This window comes from Thermoanaerobacter sp. YS13, from assembly GCF_000806225.2.
Lineage (GTDB): Bacteria > Bacillota > Thermoanaerobacteria > Thermoanaerobacterales > Thermoanaerobacteraceae > Thermoanaerobacter > Thermoanaerobacter uzonensis.
Genome location: NZ_JOOI01000001.1, coordinates 46,973 through 68,681 on the forward strand (window position 1 = coordinate 46,973; position 21,709 = coordinate 68,681).

Sequence of the window (21,709 nt, forward strand, 5' to 3'; positions counted from 1 at the left end):
CCCGGCATGGGCGATAACTAGGCGGTGAAAGTCCGCTGTGGGCTTGGTAGTGGGAACCACTAGCCAAGAGCAAGGGTGTCCATCGTGAGGTGGAATCTGAAGGAAGCTTAAGGCAAAATCTCGGTCTGATGAACAAGAACCAGATAAGAGGCTGAATTGGGATGGATGAGTTTGCGTAACAAAACGAAGTCCAACACTACCCGAATCCCATACAGTAAATCTGGCAGATATATGAGATGAAAGTTATCGTTCTTACCCGGGGAGGTCTCAAGGATAAGTCGTGGAAGTAAAATCTGAAGTGACAACCCATGCAGTGATGTATGGCTGAACCTTGAGAAGTCAGCAGAGGTCATAGTACTTATCTAGACATGAATAGATAAGGAAGGGCCGAACGTTAGGAGGTTTTGAAAATCTTATGGACTCGAAAGATATGCGAAGATTGCAGACAACTCAACAAAGAGGCTATCCGTTGAATAGAGAAATGGAATTTCAAAAGACAACGGAAGTGCATAGTATATCATCGGCGTCGGAAGATGGAAGAAACGAAGTACAAAGATATACCAGCAAGATGCTTGAAATGATAGTAGAACGAGGAAACATGGAAGCAGCATACAAGCGCGTTGTTGCAAATAAAGGAAGCCATGGAGTCGATGGGATGGAAGTAGATGAACTTCTACCGTATCTCAAAGAAAACTGGTCAACCATAAAACAACAACTGCTGGAAGGGAAATACAAACCACAACCAGTGCGAAGAGTAGAAATTCCCAAACCAGATGGAGGAGTAAGACTACTAGGAATACCTACAGTACTAGACAGACTAATACAACAAGCAATAGCCCAAATACTAAATAAAGTCTACAACCATACATTTTCAGATAGCAGTTATGGATTCAGACCAGGACGCAGTGCAAAAGACGCAATAAAAGCCGCAGAAGCATACATAAATGAAGGATACACATGGGTTGTAGATATGGACTTAGAAAAATTCTTTGACAGAGTAAACCACGACATAATAATGTCCAAACTAGAAAAGCGGATAGGGGACAAAAGAGTACTAAAGTTAATACGAAGATACCTAGAATCAGGAGTAATGATAAACGGAATCAAAGTATCAACAGAAGAAGGGACACCCCAAGGAGGGCCATTAAGTCCCCTATTAGCAAACATAATGTTGGACGAACTAGACAAAGAACTTGAGAAACGAGGGCATAAATTCTGCCGATATGCAGATGACTGCAACATATATGTAAAAAGCAGGTCTGCAGGAAACAGAGTAATGAAGAGCATAAAGAAATTCATAGAAAGCAAATTAAAACTAAAAGTCAACGAAGCAAAAAGTGCTGTAGATAGACCATGGAGAAGAAAATTTCTTGGATTTTCATTCTATACAAAAGAAAACGAAGTAAGAATAAGAATCCATGAAAAATCCATCAAAAGGTTTAAGGGAAAAGTAAGAGAAATAACCAATCGGAACAAGGGAATAAGCATGGAAAACAGAATAAAAAGACTAAATCAAATAACAACAGGATGGGTCAACTATTTTGGATTAGCAGACGCGAAAAGCATAATGAAAACCCTTGACGAATGGATAAGGCGAAGACTGAGGGCATGTATATGGAAACAATGGAAGAAGATAAAAACGAAGCATGATAACTTAGTAAAACTAGGAGTAGAAGAACAAAAAGCCTGGGAATACGCCAATACAAGGAAAGGCTACTGGAGAATATCCAATAGCCCAATCCTAAATAAGACTCTTACAAATAAATACTTTGAGAGCATAGGTTATAAGAGTTTATCCCAAAGATATCTAATTGTACACAATTCCTAATGAACCGCCGTATACCGAACGGTACGTACGGTGGTGTGAGAGGACGCTGAATAAAATAATTATTCAGCTCCTACTCGATAATGAATTTGGTTAGGGTGTTTTAGAGGATTATTCTGAATACTTAAAAGTGAAGCAAAGTGTGATATAATGAAATTAAGAAGGAAATGGCAGGACAATTGAGAAAGATTGTAATATAGATGATAATATGTTTCTATTCGTTAATTGTAGGGGAAATAATGAGAAGAAGGGAGTGACTCCCTATGGGGTAGAAGTTATACAGGGGTATACAGTTCTAAAAGATGGGATAAACAGATGGCGAATTCCCAAGTTTGGAAAAATGAGAGTGGATGCTGTAATATATGTAAATGATACGTTAAAAGAGCTTTTATATGAAGACCAGTCTTTGAAGCAGCTTGTCAATGCTGCTAGTCTTCCCGGAGTTGTGGAACCTGTTATAGGCATGCCGGATATCCATGAGGGGTTTGGACTTCCCATAGGAGGAGTTATGGCAATAGAAGAAAAAGGGGTTATTTCCGCGGGGGCTGTAGGGTATGACATCAATTGCGGGGTTCGACTTGTGAGAACCAACCTTGAAGCAGATTATTTTACAAAAGACCTTTTGTATAAACTTATAGAGCGAATTGAACATTATGTTCCTACAGGAATAGGGAAAAAGGGAAAACACAAGGGTATTACACGGGTAATTTTTAATGATGTAGTGCACAATGGGGTAGAAGCCGTGATTAAAGCGGGTTTTGGCAAAAAATCTGATTTGGAGTATATTGAAGAGGGAGAAAAGCTTGAAGGAGCTGATCTTTCTGCGGTATCAAAGGAAGCACAGGAAAGAGGCGAAGAACAACTTGGCACTTTAGGAGGAGGCAATCATTTCATAGAGATTCAGCGAGTTGATTCTATTTTGGATGAAAAATTGGCAAGACAATTTGGGCTTTTTAAAGGGCAAATTGTCATTATGATTCACACGGGAAGCAGAGGGTTTGGGCACCAGATTGCTACAGATTATACAAAGATTTTATGGGAAGCGGCAAAGAAATATGGAATTGAGGTACCTGAAAAAGGACTTGCAGCGGCTCCTATTGATTCAAAAGAGGGCAAAGCGTATTATAAAGCGATGGCAGCTGCAGTGAACTTTGCTTTTTCAAACAGGCAGATAATCATGTTTGATGTGATAAGGGCTTTTGAGAATGTTTTGAAAAAGTCTGAGGAGTCTATGGGGTTCCAACTTGTGTATGACGTTGCTCACAATATTGCTAAGTGGGAAGTACATGGCGGTAAGAAACTTCTTGTTCACAGAAAAGGAGCCACAAGGGCTTTACCATCAGGGCATCCTCAAAATCCTTCTTTTTACAAAGAATCAGGACATCCTGCTCTTATTCCCGGCAGTATGGGTACAGGTTCTTATGTGGTTGTTGGCACAGAAAAAGCGGCAGAGACCTTTTATTCTGTGAATCACGGAGCAGGACGAAGGCTTTCACGAAATAAGGCTAAAAAAATCAGTAAAGAGGAATTTGAAAAGGCTATGGGGGATGTAGTATACAATGTTCGGTCTTATAAAGATATCGCTGATGAGTCACCACTTGCTTACAAAGACGTAGAAGAGGTTGTGTCTGTTCTTGAGAAAAGAGAAATTACTATACCTGTTACTCGATTTGTGCCTCTTGCAGTTGTAAAAGGTGCAGATTAAAATTTTAAGATGAGGTGAACAAATGATTACAAGAGTCAAAAATTTATTTAAAGGTAAACATCGCCCTAAACTTATGGCTTTAGATTTTATCAAATACATAGGTCCTGGGCTACTGGTTACTGTTGGCTTTATTGACCCGGGGAATTGGGCTTCTAATGTTGCTGCAGGGTCGTCTTACGGTTATAAGCTTTTATGGATGGTGACTTTATCTACTATCATGCTTATTATACTTCAACATAATGCTGCACATCTGGGTATAGTTACAGGGTATTGCATGTCTGAAGCTGCAACTAAGTTTTTAAAGCCTTTTACTTCGAGGTTAGTTCTTATTTCAGCTGTCTTTGCGGCTATTTTGACAGCGATGGCAGAAATTTTAGGTACCGCGATAGCTCTTCAAATGCTTTTTAAGATACCTATAAAGATAGGAAGTTTGATTACTCTTGTTTTTGTTTCATGGATGCTTTATACAAATTCCTATAAAAAGTTGGAAAAGTGGATTATAGGTTTTGTATCTCTTATTGGCATTTCTTTTATATTTGAGCTTTCGCTAATTGATGTGAAATGGGCTGAAGCAGCTTCAAGCTGGGTGAAACCAGAATTTCCAGCAGGTTCTATGCCTATAATTATGAGTGTACTTGGTGCTGTTGTTATGCCCCACAATTTGTTTTTGCACTCGGAGATAATACAAAGCAGACAGTGGAATTTAGAAGATGAGAGAGTCATAGTGAAACAGCTTAATTATGAGTATTTTGATACTATCTTTTCTATGATAATAGGTTGGGGAATAAACAGTGCTATGATTATTGTTGCAGCATCGGCTTTTTTTACCAATAATGTAACTGTAACGGAGCTTAATCAGGCACAGCAGATGTTAAAACCTCTTTTGGGAAATGCATCAGCAATGATTTTTGCTTTGGCTCTTCTTTTTGCAGGAATTTCTTCATCTATAACAGCAGGAATGGCAGGTGGAAGTATTTTTGCGGGGATATATGGAGAACCTTATGATATACATGATGCACATACAAAAGTTGGCGTAGGAATTACATATATTTTTGCAGTGCTAATAATATTCTTTGTAAAAAGCCCCTTTCAAGGACTGGTTTATTCGCAGATGTTTTTAAGTATACAGCTTCCAATTACAATTTTTTTGCTCATTTATTTGACTTCTTCAAAGAAGATCATGGGTAAGTTTGCAAATACATTGCTTTATAAAGTATTGTTGTGGACTATAGGAATTATAGTGACGGTTTTAAATGTGATGCTTCTTATGAGCTTTGTTGGGTGATTGATATAAATGCTATAAAATGGTAGAATATATGTAAAGAATTTTGTGTGGTGAGGAAGATGAGTATCACTGATGAAGAGAAAAAGAAAATACGTGAAAATTGGCGGTTAAAGAGTAAAAAAGAGAAAGAAATGCTAGAAATACGAAAAAAGGATGCATTAGATAAAGCGTATAAGATTGCTAAATTTTTGAAAGAAAAATATAATGTGAGTAAAGTTGTCTTGTATGGATCACTGGCAAGGGAATTTGATTTTTGGGAATTCTCGGATATTGATATTTTTGTAGATGATTGGGATGATGATAAGTTTAACTACTGGACAATGTTTGTTGAGATAGAGAATATTGCAAGGCCTTATAAAGTGAGTATAGTTACACAACGAGATGCTACGGAGGCTTTGTTAAAGGAAATAGAGAAAGAGGGGAGGGAAATAGGGTAGTGGATGTGGGTAAGGTAAAAGTTATTTCAGCAAGACTCAAAATGGAACTTGAGAATATACAAAAATTGTATGATACTTTAAAGACGAAAGATATGTTTGACAAAAAAACTTTGAAACAAACACTGACTGATGATTTTGTGTTAAGAGCTATTGGCTCTATTTTCCATGATTTTTATACTGCTGTTGAAAATATGTTTAAAATTGTTGCAAAAAATATAGATGGTTTTATGCCATCTGGGGCTGAATGGCATTTAGAATTACTTGAGCAAATGTCTATGCCGATAGAAGGGGAAAGGCCAGCTTTTATAAATACAGATACTAAATTATTGCTTAATGAATTTAGGGGATTTAGACATATTTTTAGAAATATTTATGGATTTAATCTTATGCCCGAACGAATAGCAAGATTGTTAGAGATTTTTCCAGAAGCTGTGGATAATCTAAAAAAAGATGTTTGGAAATTTATCAATGAGATGGAATCTATTATAAAAAAGGAGTAAGATTTATGCCAATTGTAAATTTAATTACAAAAGAAAAGATTGCATCAGAAAATAAGGAAGTTTTAAAGAAAGAATTTGCCGATGTGATGTATGAAGTTGCAGGAAAAAGTGAAAATTGGCTTATGGTGAGATTTACTGAAGAAGAGGATATATTTTTCCAAGGTCAACCTCTAGTAAAGGGAGGTATTGTTGAGATAAAGCTTGTTGGCAAACTTCAAAGGGGACAAAAGGAAGAAATATCAAAAAGGATTTGTGATGTTTTAAATAAGGTTTTGGGCTATAGAAAAGACAGTATTTATATAGTTATCCAAGAAATAGAGGGACAGAATTGGGGTTATAATGGGAGCACTTTTTAAAAATGGAATGCTTAAAAGTGAAAATGATGAGAAGATTTTTTAAATCCTTATTATTTCCACTAATTATGGGAAGTGATAAGGATTTTTGTTTCAAAAGGTCAAAAAATAAATTGAAATGAGGGAGTATTAAGTTTACAATATATATGAAATATAAATGCAAGGTGAAGTGTTATGGAAGATAAACTTGATTTGAATGTGATAAAACCGATTGAAGAGGTAAAGTATTTGTCTGCGGAAAATGCTTCGCGATATCGCCTTATCATGAGGTATTTTTATGAGCAGTACCAGAAATTTAAATATTGGCTGTACAAAGAGGATATATATGAATATGTAAGTCAATTTGATATGTTTGCTGACTATACAATGGAAAAATGTGAGCAGGACTTAAAAGCACTTACTGAATGGAAAAACCTTATTGCGACACAAGATACCACTAAAGCTTCTACGATTGACGAATTTAAAAACAAAAAATTCAGGTATCAGCTGAGTCCATATTCTATTGAGATAGAGAGAATGACCATAAAGTTGGAAAGTATCGTCGGTTATGGTGGGTCACTACAGCCGTCTTTATTTGAAAGGATTTACCGCAATTTAATAAAGATAAATGAAATGGCGAAAAAAGAGGATTTACAGGAAATAAACAGATGGTGGGAAGACCTCAATACCGACTTTGAAAATATATATCACAATGCGACAGATTACATTGCAAGTCTTCAAAGCTCTAACGCTGATGAACTTATGAAGTCAGAGCAGTTTATAATTTACAAAGACAAACTTATAGAATATTTAAGAGATTTTATAAAAGACCTTCAGAGGTTTTCTGTTGCCATAGAGAGCTTTTTGAAAAAGGTGAGTCCGGAGGTTGTCAATTCCGTTGTAGATAAGTTATGCCAATATGAAATGAGTATCCCAAGAATTGACAGGGTTTTAAATGAAGAGGAAGTAAAAGAAGATTTGATGGATAAGTGGAATAACATATCTTTTTGGTTTACAGGTCATAATTTTGAAGACAGCGAGGCAGTAAGGCTTCTTAATATATCAAACGAAATAATCAGAAAAATAACAATGTATGCGGCGAGAATAGCAGAAAACAGGATGAAAGCTGCCAGCAGAAAGAATGAATATATTGCTCTTTCTAAAATGTTTGCAAAAGCAACCAATATAAAAGAAGCACACCTTTTGTCTGCGGCGGTTTTCGGTTGCTTTTACACAAGGCACATTAAAGGTGATTTTGAAAGAAAGACAGAAAGTGTAAACCAGAGTGTATGGGAAGAACCGCCCTTTAAAGTGATTATAAAGCTAAAAACAAGGAGCTACAGTAATTCTGTTAAGACAAATGCGATTATTGATAAAAGTGCTGACAAGACGGAGATGCTGATGGACTATCTCAATCAGAAAAATATAGAAGATGAAATAATAGCAAGTTGCATTGTTGGCAATAGAATAAGGATAAAGGATTTACCTGTTGTAAAACCTTTTGTGAGGGCAACAATACTTAAATGGATAGGAAAAGCGATAGCAAGAAATGGCTTTACAGGAAAAACAGAAGATGGAAGAACATACAGACTTCACATGCCAAAGAATGGTGAAAGAGCGGTTTTGAAATGCACAGATGGTAATCTTGATATGCCTGATATTGTAATTGAGTTTGTGGATTGAAGGTGAAAATATGGAAGAACTTCAGATGCTTCTTGAAAATTTTTGGATACTGAGAGAGGATAGAGAAAATTTTAACAAAATAAGAGATGCTGAGAATAAAATAAAACCTTTTGTTGAAGAGAAGTTAGGATATAGATTGATTATAAACCCATATATTATTAAGTTAGAAAAAGTGCCGTCAGATGTTGAAGAGTGGATGGGGATAGATGCATTTCAAATGCCTATGGATTATGCATTTTTGTGTTTGCTCTTAGCTTTTTTGGAGGATAAAGGACCAGAAGACCAGTTTGTGTTGTCTAATATAACGGAATACATAGAGGCGCAGTATGATGGACCTGATAAAGTAGATTGGACGCTTTTTCAGCACAGAAAGTCACTTGTGCGGGTGCTCAATTTTGCTGTAGATATTGGCATAATTAAAATAGATGATGGTGACCATGAGAGGTTTTCAGAAAGTGAAGATACTGAGGTTCTTTACGAAAACACAGGTATTTCAAGGTATTTTTTGAGGTCTTTTAACAGAGAAATTACAGAAGACATGAAGATTGAGGATTTTTTGCAGGAGGACTTAAATCTTTCAAACTCCAAAGATGCGGTTATACAGAGAAGGCACAGGGCGTACCGAAAACTTATTCTTTCACCTTCTGTGTATAGTGAAGGACCTGATGACCAAGACTTCATGTATATAAAAAATTACAGAAATACTATAGCGAAAGATTTAGAGAAGTATCTTGATGCAAAACTTCACCTCCACAAAACTTCTGCTTTTGTCCTATTTAATGACAACAAATATTTAAGGTCTTATTTTCCCGACAAAAACAAAAACATATCTGATATAATGCTGCAGGTAAGTAAAATTATAAGACAAATGATTGAAGATGGAAAACTCGCCTATAATCCTGACGATACTATAGATATAACTGAAGCAGAATTTATAAATATTATTTTGAAAGTAAAGGAAAGATTTAGTGATGGTTGGTATAAGTCTTACAGGGAGATGAGTGAAAAGCAGCTTATAGAAGAGGTCATTGAAAACATGGAAAGCTTTAAGATGATAAAAAGAGTTGAGGAATTGCATTCTATTAAAATACTGCCTATGGCGGCAAAGCTAATTGGGGAATATCCTCCAGATTTTGAAAAAGGAGAAGGTGCAGATGAGTGAAAAATTAGCCGAAAGATGGATGATTAACAGGATTGGGCTTCTTAATTTTTGGTATTATGATGATGAAATATTTGAGTTTGCAGATGGAAGGCTTCTTTTAAGAGGTGCTAATGGTTCTGGAAAGTCAGTGACAATGCAGAGTTTCATACCTTTAGTATTAGATGGCAACAAAAGTCCTGAAAGACTTGATCCCTTTGGCTCAAAGGCGAGAAAGCTTGAGGACTATCTTCTTGGGGAAGAAGAGGTAAGTGGGCTTGATGAAAGAACTGGCTATCTTTTCATGGAATTTAAAAAAGAGAAAAAAGACAGCTACATTACAATAGGCATGGGACTAAAGGCGAAAAGGCATCAAAATATGGACTTTTGGGGCTTTGTAATACTTGACGGCAGGCGTATAGGTATCGACTTCTTTTTATACAAAATGGAAATAGGCGATGACGGCAAAAGAGTAAAAGTCCCACTTACCAAAAAAGAACTTAAGAATAGAATAGGTGAAGGCGGAGAAGTAGTTGAAAGCCAAAAAGAGTACATGGAAATGGTCAATAAATACATTTTTGGCTTTAGTTCTATCGAGGAATACGACGAGCTCATAAAACTGCTGATACAGCTTAGAAGTCCAAAGCTTTCCAAAGACTTCAGGCCTACTGTGATATATGAAATTATGAAAGCTTCACTGCCTTCTCTCACAGATGATGATTTGAGGCCTCTTTCAGAAACCATAGAAAATATGGACCAGATTAAGATGCACCTTGATGTTCTTTACAGGAATATGGCTGCAGTAAAAAAGCTTAAAAATGAGTACGACAATTATAACAAATACATTCTTTATGAAAAGGCTGGGGATTTAGTAAAGGCATACAGCGATTTATACGCATCAAAAAAAGAATACGATAATTTAACTAAAGATATTGAAAATTACAGAAGTACAATAGCAAACTTAGGGAATGACATCATTTCTCTTGAAAGTGAAAGAGAAGCTTTAAAGAAAAAGGAAGAACAGCTTTCAAGTGGTGATGCTAAAAGAACCCAAAAGGAGTTATTAGAAGAAGAGGATCGATATAAGCAGTATTTGGAGGATAAGTCTAAAAAAGAAGAAGAACTCCGGAATAAACAAGATAAATATTATGGTTTAGAAAGAAAGATAAAAAACACTGAGGAACAAAAATACAAACTGGATAAAGAACTACAGGATAAATTAAAGGATATATCTTCAATTGCACAGGATGTAGATTTCATGGAACATGAGTTTTCTGTAAGTGAACTTAAAAAAGTGTATGGAAAAGAATTTGATTTTACTTATTGGAAAAATGAATTAAAAAAGCATAAAGATAAAATAAAGCGTGCAATGAATGCATTGAGAGAAGAAATAGAAGCAAATAAAAGGTATGATGCCGCACTTTGTGAGCAGGAAAGGCTTAAAAAAGAAAGAGAAGACAGGGCTAAAAAGCTTAATGAGGCAGAAAGGCTTTTTGACGAACAAAAAAGAGAATACGTTGAAAGAGTTTATAGTTGGTCACAGGGCAATGCAGAACTTAAGCTTTTAAGTAGCCAATTGGAAGGTTTAAGCCGTGTCATACTGGCGTATGGAGAGGATAAAGGATTTGACGATATTTTGGCTTTTGTGAGAAAACCCTATGAGGAAATACTAAATGGAATTCAGCAAGAAATTTTAAGATTAGAAAATCAAAGAGAGGTAAAAGAAAATCAGCTTCATGAGAAAGAAAAGTTATTGGAGGAATGGAAAAACAAAAAAGATCCTGAGCCTGACAGAGATGAACAAGTCATAAACAACAGAAAAAGGCTTAAAGAAGCTGGAATTCCTTACATTCCTCTTTACATGGCGATTGATTTTAAAGAGGATGTGGATGATAAGACAAGAGGCAATATAGAAGCTGCGATAGAAGACATGGGGCTTTTGGATGCTCTTATCGTGCCAAAAGAATATTTTGAAAAAGCTCTTCAAATGGACAGCAATATGGCGGATAAATATGTTATGCCCGGAAGCTTTAATATGATGTTAAATGTATCTCAATATTTTAGAGTAGTTGACAATGAAGAAGGGGTTTCACCAGAATATATTTCAGATGCTTTAAGCAATATATTTGTATCAGAAGAAGGTGGGACAACCTATATCGATTCAAATGGCGCATATGGAATAGGAGTAATAAAAGGGAAAGCACGGAATAAAGTTAAATCGAAGTACATCGGGAGTGAGTCTAGAAAGCGCTACAGAGAAGAGCTTATTAAGTCTATACAAGAAGAAATACAGGCTATAAAAGCTGAAATATCTGCAATCGATGAGGAAATAAATGCAAAAAAATTAAGGATACAGAGGCTGGATTACGAATATTCGGCATTTCCCGGGAAAGAAGACATTGAAGAAGCATATAGATATTTAAAAACGGCGAAGGCTGATTACGAATACACCTCTCATAAACTGGATGAACAGCTTTTTACAGTTAAAAACTGTTTTGAGGACCTTCAGAAAAAGAAAGCTGTTGTAAGAGAATTGACATCTGGCATAAACATACATCCAGATATTGATACCTATTCTTCTGCGTATGAATATGTGGAAGAATACGCTTCAGGGCTTAATGAAGTAGAAATACTATACAACAAATATGTTTTGCACATTTCAAACGAAGAAATGTTATTGCAGCAAAAACAAGATTTAGAATACGATATTGATAACTTAAAGTACGAAATAGACGTACTGGAAAACAAAATACAGAGTTCTGTTAAGAAAATTGAGATGCTAAAAGAGACATTAAAAGAACTTGGACTTGAAGAAATTGAAAAAGAACTGGAGATTTGCCTAAAAAGGCTGGAGGAAATACCTAAAGAGATTACAAATAAATCAGCAGAAAAAGCAAAACTTGAGGAGCGGCTACAGAGAAGCTTAAAAGACCTTTTAAACATTGAAGAAGAGATTCATCTTAAAGAGAAAATTTACAATATTGTTGAAGAGGGTTTAAAAAAGGAATTAGCACTTGGCTTTATCAAGCAAGAGGTTGAAATGGAGGATATGTTAAAATTAAGTAAAAGCATTCTTTCTGAATACAAAGTCTTTTTTGACAAAGCGGGCTTTGACAGAGAAAAGTTTACAGAGAGACTTCAAAATGTGTATTTTGAAACTCGCAATGAACTTTTGGAATATGGGCTTTCAATTGGCACTATCTTTGATGAAGTTTATGAGGGAGACAATGAAAGAATAAAAGAGGCAAAGAATAAGCAGAGAAGGCTCAATATCACGGCAAATATAAATGGTAAAATTGTGTCTTTATATACGCTTTATTCTAATATTGAAGAAGATATAATGGCGAATGAAAGCCTTTTAAGAGAGACTGATAAGATTCTTTTTGAAGAGATTATAATGCACAATGTGGGAATTAAGATAAGAGCAAAGATTTTTAAAGCAGAAGAATGGGTAAAGAAAATGAATAAACTCATGTCTGAAAGGGATACTTCCAGCGGACTTAAGTTCTCTATTGAGTGGAGAAGCATTCCTGCTTCTAATGAAGAAGAACTTGATACAAAAGAGCTTGTGGATATTTTAAAATCCGATGCTGATATGCTGAAAAAGGAAGTCTTCGATAAAGTTGTAAATCATTTTAGGTCAAAAGTAGAAAGAGCCAGGAGGGCAATGGAGGAAAAAAACAATACAGAAACTTTTCACAAGATTATGAAAGAAATATTAGATTACAGAGATTGGTTTGAGTTTAAGCTTTACTACAAAAAAGAAGGGGAAAGCCGCAAGGAGCTTACTGATAATGCTTTTAATAAGTTGAGCGGCGGAGAAAAAGCGATGGCTATGTATATACCTTTGTTTTCCGCGGTTTACTCAAGATATGAGGGAGCATCGCCGACTGCACCTCGCATAATATCTCTAGATGAAGCATTTGCAGGAGTTGATGATACAAACATAAGGGATATGTTTAAACTGATTGAAGATCTAAGATTTAATTATATAATGAATTCGCAGGTTTTGTGGGGAGATTATGACACTGTTCCCAAGCTTTCAATTTATGAACTTGTAAGGCCAAAAAATGCAAAGGCTGTATTGGTCATGAAGTATTTGTGGGATGGAAAGGTAAAGCACCTTATACTTCCTGAAAAAGAGGAGGTTGCCGCTCTTGAGGTGGGTGCTGTAAATGAATAAAGAAGAACTTAAATATTTTAAAGAAAAAAAGGGATACAAGAGGATTTTTGAAGGTATAAGGGAAAAGTACAGAAGTTTAGGACGTCTTGGAGGCGTTGTAAAGCTTGATAATCTTACGGAAGATGAAAAAGAAGTACTTACAAACCATTTTAAAAAAGACTATAGGACAAAAAAATCTGCATCCATTGATGTGGCAAAGTTTGAAGAATCGCTAAAAAATACGCGATTTGAGGAGTATACGCTAAAAGACATACTGGAATACTATTTTGGCGGAAAACTCACCAGCAAAAAAGAGGATATGGAAATATTGGCCAAAGAAAGAGAAGAGTTCTTTAAAGAGCTCTTCTCTAAATACCAGGAATGTAAGTGCATTGATTGGCTAAAAAGTTTGTATGAGGGAACCGCTGTAGGGGTAAGGACAGTAAACCAGAGGTATTTAAATGATAGAAATGGGCTAAAAAAAGATATAATGTATGTATGTGATGCTATAAATAATTTGCCTGTTTATAAAGGGGAAAAGAAAAGACTGCCGGTGTTTTCTTCCCAGATTGCACGTAATCCTCACTATTTTGATTCAAATACAGAAGCTGGAAGTATGTTTATAAACGCTTTATGCACTTTGTTGGGGCTGAATGAAGTAAAAGGAAGTGAAGAAATATCAGAACTTTATTACAACGTTGGTATTTTGATAGATGAAATATCCAATTATGTCACACTCTCAGGACTTTTGGCATATGAGGGCGATACGGAAAATCAAGTATTTAAGGCTGCTTATGAAAGCAATCAAGTCTTGCAAGTTCCTCTTTTAAATTTGAGTAAAATTGAGAGGGTCATAAGCCCTTCTAAGAAAGTGTATGCTGTAGAGAATCCTTCAGTTTTTACATCTTTAATAGATGCCACAAGCAACGTATTTCCTCTTGTATGTACATATGGCCAGCCAAAACTTTCTTCTCTCCTGCTTTTAGATATGCTTTATAAAGAAGGGACAGAGATATATTACTCGGGAGATTTTGACCCAGAGGGGCTTATGATAGCAGATAGATTGTACAAAAGGTATAAAGACAAGTTTCACTTTTTGAAGTACGGTGTAGAAGATTATTTAAAATCTATTTCAAATGAAGTCATAAATGAGGTAAGGCTTAGTAAGCTAAATAAGATTGAATCACCTTTACTCTTTGATGTGGCAAAGGAGATGAAAATAATAAAAAAAGCAGGGTATCAGGAGCTTATAATAGATGATATTATAAATGGTATAAAAATGATTGAAGAAGGTAAGGGGGAGTGGTAAAATTAAGGTAATAAGTATGCCTTCTTAAAGAGGTGTTTGTAGTGGTTCAGAGAGATTTAAAAGAAGTGGAAGAAATATTTAAGAGAAATTTGCAATATTTAAAGGGTAAATATGACATAAAGTTGATATATGTTTTTGGCTCATATAGTAAAGGCACTAATACAAAAAATAGTGATCTTGATATTGGGGTACTTTTAGGGAATGGATATGATACTATGGACAAACTTTCTTTGATTGGCGATTTGGTTTCAATATTTAAACGAGATGATATAGATTTGGTAGTATTAAATTCTGCAAATCCAGTGTTAAGGCATCAAGTAATAAAGCACGGCAAACTTATTTTTGAAGAAAATGAAGATGTAAAGGTGGAATTTGAGGTTAAAACTCTAAGAGAATATATGGACATGGAATATTTTAGAAAAGTGCAGATGGATGTTATTAAAGAATAGGTAAAAAGTGTTGTAGGTGATAGGGAAGAGTAAATGGATGGAAGAAAATTGTTATTCCTAATATGAAAGGAGACGTTATTGTGAAAATAAGTTTTTTGGGAGCTGCTAAAGAGGTTACAGGCTCATGCTATTTAGTTGAGACGGAAAAGACTAAGTTTCTTGTTGACTGCGGAATGTTTCAAGGGGGAGAAGTTGAAGACGAGCTAAACTATCAAGAATTTATTTTTGATGTAAATGATATTGATTTTGTGCTTTTAACTCATGCTCACATAGACCACAGCGGAAGAATTCCTCTTTTGTACAAGAGGGGATACAGAAAAAGGATTTACGCTACAAAAGCTACCGTAGATTTATGCAGATATATGCTTCCAGACAGTGGGCATATACAAGAGATGGAAAGTGAATGGAAAAACAGAAAAAGAAAAAGGGCAGATAAGCCTTTGAGGGAACCTCTTTATACTGCTGATGAGGCGAAAGATTCTTTAAGCATTTTCTATGGAGTAGATTATGGAGAAATAATTGAACCAGCGCAAGATGTGAGAGTTCGATTTAATGATGCAGGACATATGCTTGGTTCATCTATAATCGAAGTTTGGGTAAATGAAAAAGGCAAAGAAACTAAAATTGTATTTTCAGGGGATTTGGGGAATAAAAAAATTCCTCTTTTAAAAGAAGTTACACCGATTAAGAGTGCGGATTATGTTTTGTGTGAGTCTACCTATGGCAATAGGCTTCATGAAGATATTGAAGATAGGGCAAAAAAACTCATGGAGATTATCATAAAAACCGTAAAGAGAGGCGGAAATGTCATAATACCTTCTTTTGCTGTTGGAAGGACTCAAGAACTTTTATATGAATTACATAAAAACAGAGAATTGTACAAAGACGAAATAGAGTTTTTAAACAACGTACCTGTTTATGTAGATAGTCCACTTGCAACTTCTATAACAGATGTTTTTACTAAACATCCTGAATATTTGGACAGTGAAGCTCAGGAATACATTAAAAGAGGAGATTTACCCCTCGACTTTCCTAATTTGCATTTTACCCATAGTGTAGAAGAATCAAAAGCATTAAATGAAATCAAAACACCTGTTATAATCATATCAGCCAGTGGGATGTGTGAAGCTGGGCGAATTAAACACCATTTAAAACACAATTTGTGGAGACCAGAATGCACGGTTTTGTTTGTGGGGTATCAGGCAAAAGGGACCTTAGGACGCAAACTTTTGGAAGGAGAAAAAAGTGTCAAAATATTTGGTGAGGATATTAGCGTAAAAGCTGAAATAGAATATATTGAAAGTTTTTCTGGGCATGCAGACCAAAAGGGTATATTAGATTGGCTTTCTCAATTTACGGATAAGCCAAGGAAAATATTCATTGTACATGGGGAAGATGAAGCGCAGGAAGAACTGGCAGATAAGATAGAAAGTGAGATTAGAGTAAAGACTTTAATACCTTCAAGATATGATACTTATGATTTCAATGAAGATAAGCTTGTAAGAGGAGAGGCTGAGGATAAGTCTAAACTTGAATTGGAGATTACTAACAAAATTGAAGAAATGAAACTGAGAAGTGACAAAGCATTGAATAAACTTCAAGAGTTAATAAACAGTAAAGATATAACAAAAGATTTAAGTCCTATTGTAAGTGAGTTAAACAATATAAATGAAAGTTTAATGAAATTGTATAGAGAACTTTTAGATTAGAATGCATTATGCATTCTTTTTTTGTATCTATAATGTTCCGATTGACTTGTCATTATTTAATAGATACAATTGATATTAAGATGCATACAGATATAGATACAATTGTAAGGAGGAGTAGAACAATGAATGAAAGGTATGAACTAAATAAAAATTTAGCCCAAATGCTAAAAGGTGGAGTCATAATGGATGTGACAACACCAGAACAGGCAATTATTGCGGAGAAAGCAGGTGCTGTCGCTGTCATGGCACTTGAAAGGGTTCCAGCTGATATTAGGGCAAGAGGCGGAGTTGCAAGAATGTCAGATCCTAAAATAATAAAGGAGATAAAGGCGGCAGTATCAATCCCTGTTATGGCAAAAGTTAGAATTGGGCATTTTGTGGAAGCACAGATTTTAGAGGCACTTGGGATAGATTTTATAGATGAGAGTGAAGTTTTAACCCCTGCAGACGAGATGTACCATATAGATAAGTGGGCATTTAAAATACCTTTTGTGTGTGGGGCGCGAAACCTTGGAGAAGCACTAAGGCGTATAGGGGAAGGTGCTTCTATGATAAGGACAAAGGGAGAAGCAGGTACAGGAAATGTCGTGGAAGCAGTAAGACATATGAGGATAATAAATGCCGAAATAAAAAGGCTTACAACTTTGAGGGAAGACGAACTTATGGCTGCTGCTAAAGAACTTCAAGCGCCATATGAACTTGTAAAATATGTTGCACAGCATGGGAGACTTCCAGTTGTAAATTTTGCGGCAGGAGGGATTGCGACACCGGCAGATGCGGCTTTAATGATGCAGCTTGGTGCAGATGGTGTTTTTGTTGGTTCTGGAATATTTAAGTCACAAAATCCCGAAAAGATGGCAGAGGCTATAGTAAAAGCTGTAACCTATTATGACAAACCAGAAATATTAGCAGAAGTTTCAGAAGGATTGGGAGAAGCCATGCAGAGTATTGATATAAGGAAACTTGATGAAAAAGATCTATATGCTCCAAGGGGATGGTAATTTGCGCGTTGGAGTATTGGCAATTCAAGGTTCTGTTAGAGAACATATTGAAAAATTAAATCTTATAGATGGTGTAGAAGCTGTTTTGGCAAAAGACAAAAATACTCTGCTAAGCTTAGATGCATTGATTATACCGGGTGGCGAAAGCACTGCAATAGGGAAAATGATTGTAGATTTTGGACTCAAAAAGGCTATTTTAAAGCTAAATGAGAGGAAAATTCCTATATGGGGCACTTGTGCTGGCATGATACTTATGGCAAAATATATAGTTAATGATGACAAAGTGCACCTTGGAATAATGGATATTTCAGTTAAAAGAAATGCATATGGTAGTCAACTTGACAGTTTTAAAACGAAGCTCATGATACCAGTAGTTTCTAATAATGAAATAGAGGCGGTTTTTATAAGGGCTCCGTATATAGAAAATGTAGGAAATGGTGTTAGGATACTTGCGAAGCACCAAGGTAAAATTGTAGCAGCACAGCAAGATAATTTGCTGGCCACATCATTTCATCCCGAACTTACGGATGATTTAAGTTTCTATAAGTATTTCTTGAGGCTTAACTCTTAAGCCTTTTTATTTTGCAAAAATTTCATGCTGTTGTATTGTCAACAATATTTGATGTGTGTTATAATATAGGTAAATGATAAGCTTTACATAAGCCGTGTTTACAATTGAATAAAATGAGGGAGCATAAATAGAGGAGCAGGCAAAACAGGTACCCATAAGGTGATAAGGAGAAGAACCTCCAATACTTATGGCGAAGGTTTGTCTGCCGAAAGGTGTATTCGTTTTTGGATATATCCTTGGGGATGGGCACAAAGTCCATCACTGTCATGGGTGAGAGCCCGTGAAGCGCTATTTATGTAGTGAAAATGTTTTCATTACATAAATAGCGCTTTTTTTAGTAAAGCAAAGGAGAAAATGTAGGTAGTGTAATCGTTTGGGGGAGGGCTGTGTGAAAGAATGTCTTATAAAGATGAAACATATAGCAAAAGAAAAGAATTACCACAAACTTTTTATCAGAAAGCTTTAGAAATGTTACTTGAGTATATCGATTGGGGAGTACAAATTACTGATAGTGAAGGTTATACCCTGTACTATAATCGAGAATCCTCTAGGATTGATGGCATCCCTGTAGAAGAAGCTATGGGAAAGCATATTTTAGCAATGTTTCCTTCACTTTCAAAAAAAGAAAGTACAATTTTAAAAGTATTGAGAACGGGTGAACCTGTTGTTAAGCAAGAACAAGAAATTACTAATTGCTACGGACGAAAAATCTCTCTTTTCGCTACTACTCTTCCAATTATAATCGATGAAAAAGTGTATGGTACAATTGATATTTCTAAGGACCTTTCTGAAGTAAAAAACCTCATGACAAAGGTAATTGAATTACGAGAAGAAGTGCGTCATAACCAACAACAAATTAGCAAAAATAGTGATGAGGCTTGCTATACTTTTGATGATATTATTGGAGAGTCTGAGGAAATTCAAGAATTAAAATACAAAGCTTTAAAAATTGCACGAGGCAACTCTCCTGTTTTTGTGTATGGTGAAACGGGGACAGGTAAAGAACTTCTAGTACAGGCCATTCATAATGCAAGCTTGAGAAAAAACGGTCCTTTTATCGCACAAAATTGTGCTGCTCTTCCTGAAAATTTGATGGAATCAATACTTTTTGGTACAGTAAAAGGTAGTTTCACAGGTGCAGAGAATCGTCCCGGTTTGGTAGAACTTGCAGATGGAGGGACTCTATTCTTAGATGAAATTACCTCCTTAAGTTTTGATTTACAAGCAAAACTTTTGCGCTTCTTACAAGAGGGATATATAAGACGTGTAGGGGATAGTAAGGTGAGAAAAGTTAATGTGAGGGTTATCAGTGCTTCTAATATTCACCCTCAGGAAGCTTTAGAAAAAAAGATTTTGAGATCAGACCTTTTTTATCGTTTGAACGCAATTAGCTTGTATGTGCCACCTCTCAGAGAAAGAAAAAGTGATATTCCTTTATTAGTGAAACACTTTATTGCAGAATTTAATTGGCAACTTGGGAAAAACATAAAAGGAGTGAGCGAAGAGGTAAAAAAAGTATTGATGAGTCTATCTTGGCCGGGGAATGTACGAGAATTAAAAGGTGTGATTGAATATGCTTCTAATTTCTGCGAGACCGAAATGATTCAATTACATGACCTTCCAGAGCATATTTTAAAAAATGCTTTTATAGCGGGAGAGAAAGAAATAGCTATAAATAATACTATTGAAATAGAAGAAGACCTTCGTACTTTTTTATCAAAAATAGAATATGAACTTATTTCTAAGACGCTGAAAAAAACAAACGGAAATATAAGCAGAGCGGCAGAAATTTTAGGTATTCCAAGGCAAACGCTGCAATATAAAATAAAGATGTTAAAAATAGGTTTTTAATTTTAAATTTTCTGCTTAATTTTAGGCAAAAAGACAACTTTCAAGCAAAATATTTATAAGGAAAAATGTATTTATCAAAAGAGGTAATTATACTTAAGTTATACTTTAATGAATTTAATTTATTATTAAATCTAAAGAAAGGGGGGCATAATAAAGAAGTATTGAATATTTATGGAAGTTATTGAGCTTAATAATTAACAAATTTTTAAATTAGGGGGATTCTGGATGGATTTATTTAGAAAAAAGTCCGCAGATCAACTGTTGGAGGCAGCAGAACGAACAGGTCTAGCAAAAAAACTAACAGCTATTGACCTTGCAGCTTTAGCAATAGGCTCTGTTGTAGGGACAGGTATTTTTGTTGCAACTGGTGAAGGTGCGTTAAGAGCAGGTCCAGGTGTTATAGTTTCGTATATAATTGGTGGCATAACTGCTGCTTTAGCTGCTTTTATATTTGCTGAATTAGTTACGATGTTTCCTGTTGCTGGAAGTACATATACTTATTCCTATGTGGCTTTTGGAGAAATTATTGCTTGGGTAATAGGATGGGACTTGCTTTTGGAATATTTGGTTTCAGCAAGTGCAGTAGCGTCAGGGTGGTCGGGAACTTTTGTAGGTCTTTTAAAGTCTTTCGGTATAACTTTACCGGAAATTATAACAAAACCTCCTATTTGGGGGGGAGTAATGGATTTGCCATCAATTTTAATAGTTGCTTTTGCTGCATGGATTTTGTATATAGGTGTAAAAGAAACTGCTATTTCCAATAATTTGATAGTAGCTTTAAAAATTGCGGTAATACTTTTATTTATTTTTATTGGAATAAGCCATGTAAAATTATCTAACTTAACTCCTTTTGTACCATATGGTTGGAAAGGTATAATGTCTGCTGCAGCGATAATCTTTTTTGCATATATAGGTTTTGATGCAGTTTCTACTGCAGCAGAGGAGACAAAAAACCCCCAGAAAAATGTGCCCTTAGGCTTGATGATGGCGATGATAGTTATACTTGCACTTTATATTACAGTGGCTTTTGTGTTAGTAGGTATGGTGCCTTATAAAAAGATTGTTCCTGACAATGCTTTGCCGGGGGCATTGATGAGTATAGGAATCAACTGGGGTTCGGCATTAGTGGCTACCGGTGCTGTTATAGGTATGATATCTACTCTTATTATAACTCTTTATGGTCAAATAAGAATATTTATGGTTATGGCAAGGGATGGGCTTTTACCTGAAGTATTTTCTCATGTGCATCCCAAATATAGAACGCCTCACATAAATACTATAATTACAAGCTTGCTAGCTGCAATAATAGCGGGTTTTCTACCTCTTGATATAATAATTGAGCTTTGTAATATAGGGACCTTGTCGGTGTTTGTTTTGGTATCTATCGGTATCTTAGTTTTAAGGGTAAAAATGCCTCATGTAGAGAGAAAATTCCGTGTTCCTTTTGTGTGGATAGTTGCCCCATTGACTGCAGCTTTTAGTCTTTATCTTATGGTAAGCCTTCCAGTTGTTACATGGATAAGGTTTGGTGGATGGATGCTGGCGGGTTTGTTAATTTACTTTGCTTATGGAAGATATCATAGTGTATTAAATATTCAAAAATAAGGAGGCTCACAAGCCTCCTTATTCAGTTTTTTGACAAAGTATTATCGTTGTTGGCATTTTGTTCATTCGCTCAGGTGATGACTAAAATTAAGCAAAAGACAATATTCTAGCAAAAATATAAGCTCGACCTCGGACTCCGGCAGGGTT

At 35.5% G+C, this 21,709-nt stretch carries 16 protein-coding genes and 1 riboswitch; all 16 genes read left to right on the forward strand.

From position 1 onward, the window contains the following. The first annotated feature begins 415 nt into the window (after positions 1-415). Positions 416-1,828 carry a group II intron reverse transcriptase/maturase gene (gene ltrA, locus THYS13_RS00210; RefSeq protein ID WP_042832609.1) on the forward strand — a complete coding sequence of 471 codons (1,413 nt, stop codon included), beginning with the start codon at positions 416-418 and terminating at the stop codon, positions 1,826-1,828. Between the two features lie 337 nt (positions 1,829-2,165). Next, complete coding sequence (locus tag THYS13_RS00215; RefSeq protein WP_201035664.1) at positions 2,166-3,530, forward strand: RtcB family protein; 1,365 nt, start codon at positions 2,166-2,168, stop codon at positions 3,528-3,530. Between the two features lie 22 nt (positions 3,531-3,552). Then, a complete protein-coding gene (locus tag THYS13_RS00220) occupies positions 3,553-4,815 on the forward strand; it encodes an Nramp family divalent metal transporter (protein ID WP_042832612.1) in 1,263 nt (420 codons plus the stop codon). Between the two features lie 59 nt (positions 4,816-4,874). Next, complete coding sequence (locus THYS13_RS00225) at positions 4,875-5,252, forward strand: nucleotidyltransferase family protein (RefSeq protein WP_042832613.1); 378 nt, start codon at positions 4,875-4,877, stop codon at positions 5,250-5,252. Continuing rightward, positions 5,252-5,752, forward strand: coding sequence for a hypothetical protein (locus tag THYS13_RS00230; RefSeq protein ID WP_042832614.1), 501 nt, complete (start codon positions 5,252-5,254; stop codon positions 5,750-5,752). Before THYS13_RS00225 ends, THYS13_RS00230 begins: the two co-directional genes overlap by 1 nt. A gap of 5 nt (positions 5,753-5,757) precedes the next feature. Continuing rightward, a complete protein-coding gene (locus tag THYS13_RS00235; protein WP_042832615.1) occupies positions 5,758-6,108 on the forward strand; it encodes a phenylpyruvate tautomerase MIF-related protein in 351 nt (116 codons plus the stop codon). A 171-nt stretch (positions 6,109-6,279) separates the two neighbouring features. Continuing rightward, positions 6,280-7,767, forward strand: a complete 1,488-nt coding sequence (locus THYS13_RS00240) for a TIGR02677 family protein (RefSeq protein ID WP_042832616.1) — start codon at positions 6,280-6,282, stop codon at positions 7,765-7,767. A gap of 10 nt (positions 7,768-7,777) precedes the next feature. Beyond that, positions 7,778-8,929, forward strand: a complete 1,152-nt coding sequence (locus THYS13_RS00245) for a TIGR02678 family protein (protein ID WP_042832617.1) — start codon at positions 7,778-7,780, stop codon at positions 8,927-8,929. After that, complete coding sequence (locus THYS13_RS00250; RefSeq protein WP_042832618.1) at positions 8,922-13,088, forward strand: TIGR02680 family protein; 4,167 nt, start codon at positions 8,922-8,924, stop codon at positions 13,086-13,088. The genes THYS13_RS00245 and THYS13_RS00250 overlap by 8 nt, the downstream gene beginning before the upstream one ends. Continuing rightward, positions 13,081-14,376: a TIGR02679 family protein gene (locus THYS13_RS00255; RefSeq protein ID WP_042832619.1), complete on the forward strand. Its 1,296-nt coding sequence runs from the start codon at positions 13,081-13,083 to the stop codon at positions 14,374-14,376. The genes THYS13_RS00250 and THYS13_RS00255 overlap by 8 nt, the downstream gene beginning before the upstream one ends. A gap of 41 nt (positions 14,377-14,417) precedes the next feature. Next, positions 14,418-14,825: a nucleotidyltransferase domain-containing protein gene (locus THYS13_RS00260; protein ID WP_042832620.1), complete on the forward strand. Its 408-nt coding sequence runs from the start codon at positions 14,418-14,420 to the stop codon at positions 14,823-14,825. 80 nt (positions 14,826-14,905) lie between these two features. Continuing rightward, the gene (locus THYS13_RS00265) at positions 14,906-16,534 is read left to right on the forward strand and encodes an MBL fold metallo-hydrolase RNA specificity domain-containing protein (protein ID WP_042832621.1); all 1,629 of its coding nucleotides are present in this window, start codon (positions 14,906-14,908) and stop codon (positions 16,532-16,534) included. Between the two features lie 122 nt (positions 16,535-16,656). Beyond that, positions 16,657-17,535, forward strand: coding sequence for a pyridoxal 5'-phosphate synthase lyase subunit PdxS (gene pdxS, locus THYS13_RS00270; RefSeq protein ID WP_042832622.1), 879 nt, complete (start codon positions 16,657-16,659; stop codon positions 17,533-17,535). Between the two features lies 1 nt (position 17,536). After that, positions 17,537-18,106, forward strand: a complete 570-nt coding sequence (gene pdxT / locus THYS13_RS00275; RefSeq protein WP_042832623.1) for a pyridoxal 5'-phosphate synthase glutaminase subunit PdxT — start codon at positions 17,537-17,539, stop codon at positions 18,104-18,106. Positions 18,107-18,226: 120 nt separating this feature from the next. Further along, positions 18,227-18,405, forward strand: a riboswitch (Lysine riboswitch). A gap of 97 nt (positions 18,406-18,502) precedes the next feature. Next, positions 18,503-19,957 (forward strand): sigma-54-dependent Fis family transcriptional regulator, encoded by a 1,455-nt coding sequence (locus tag THYS13_RS00280; protein ID WP_052210434.1) that lies wholly within the window; start codon positions 18,503-18,505, stop codon positions 19,955-19,957. A 225-nt stretch (positions 19,958-20,182) separates the two neighbouring features. After that, positions 20,183-21,562: an amino acid permease gene (locus THYS13_RS00285; protein ID WP_042832624.1), complete on the forward strand. Its 1,380-nt coding sequence runs from the start codon at positions 20,183-20,185 to the stop codon at positions 21,560-21,562. The last annotated feature ends 147 nt before the right edge of the window (positions 21,563-21,709 follow it).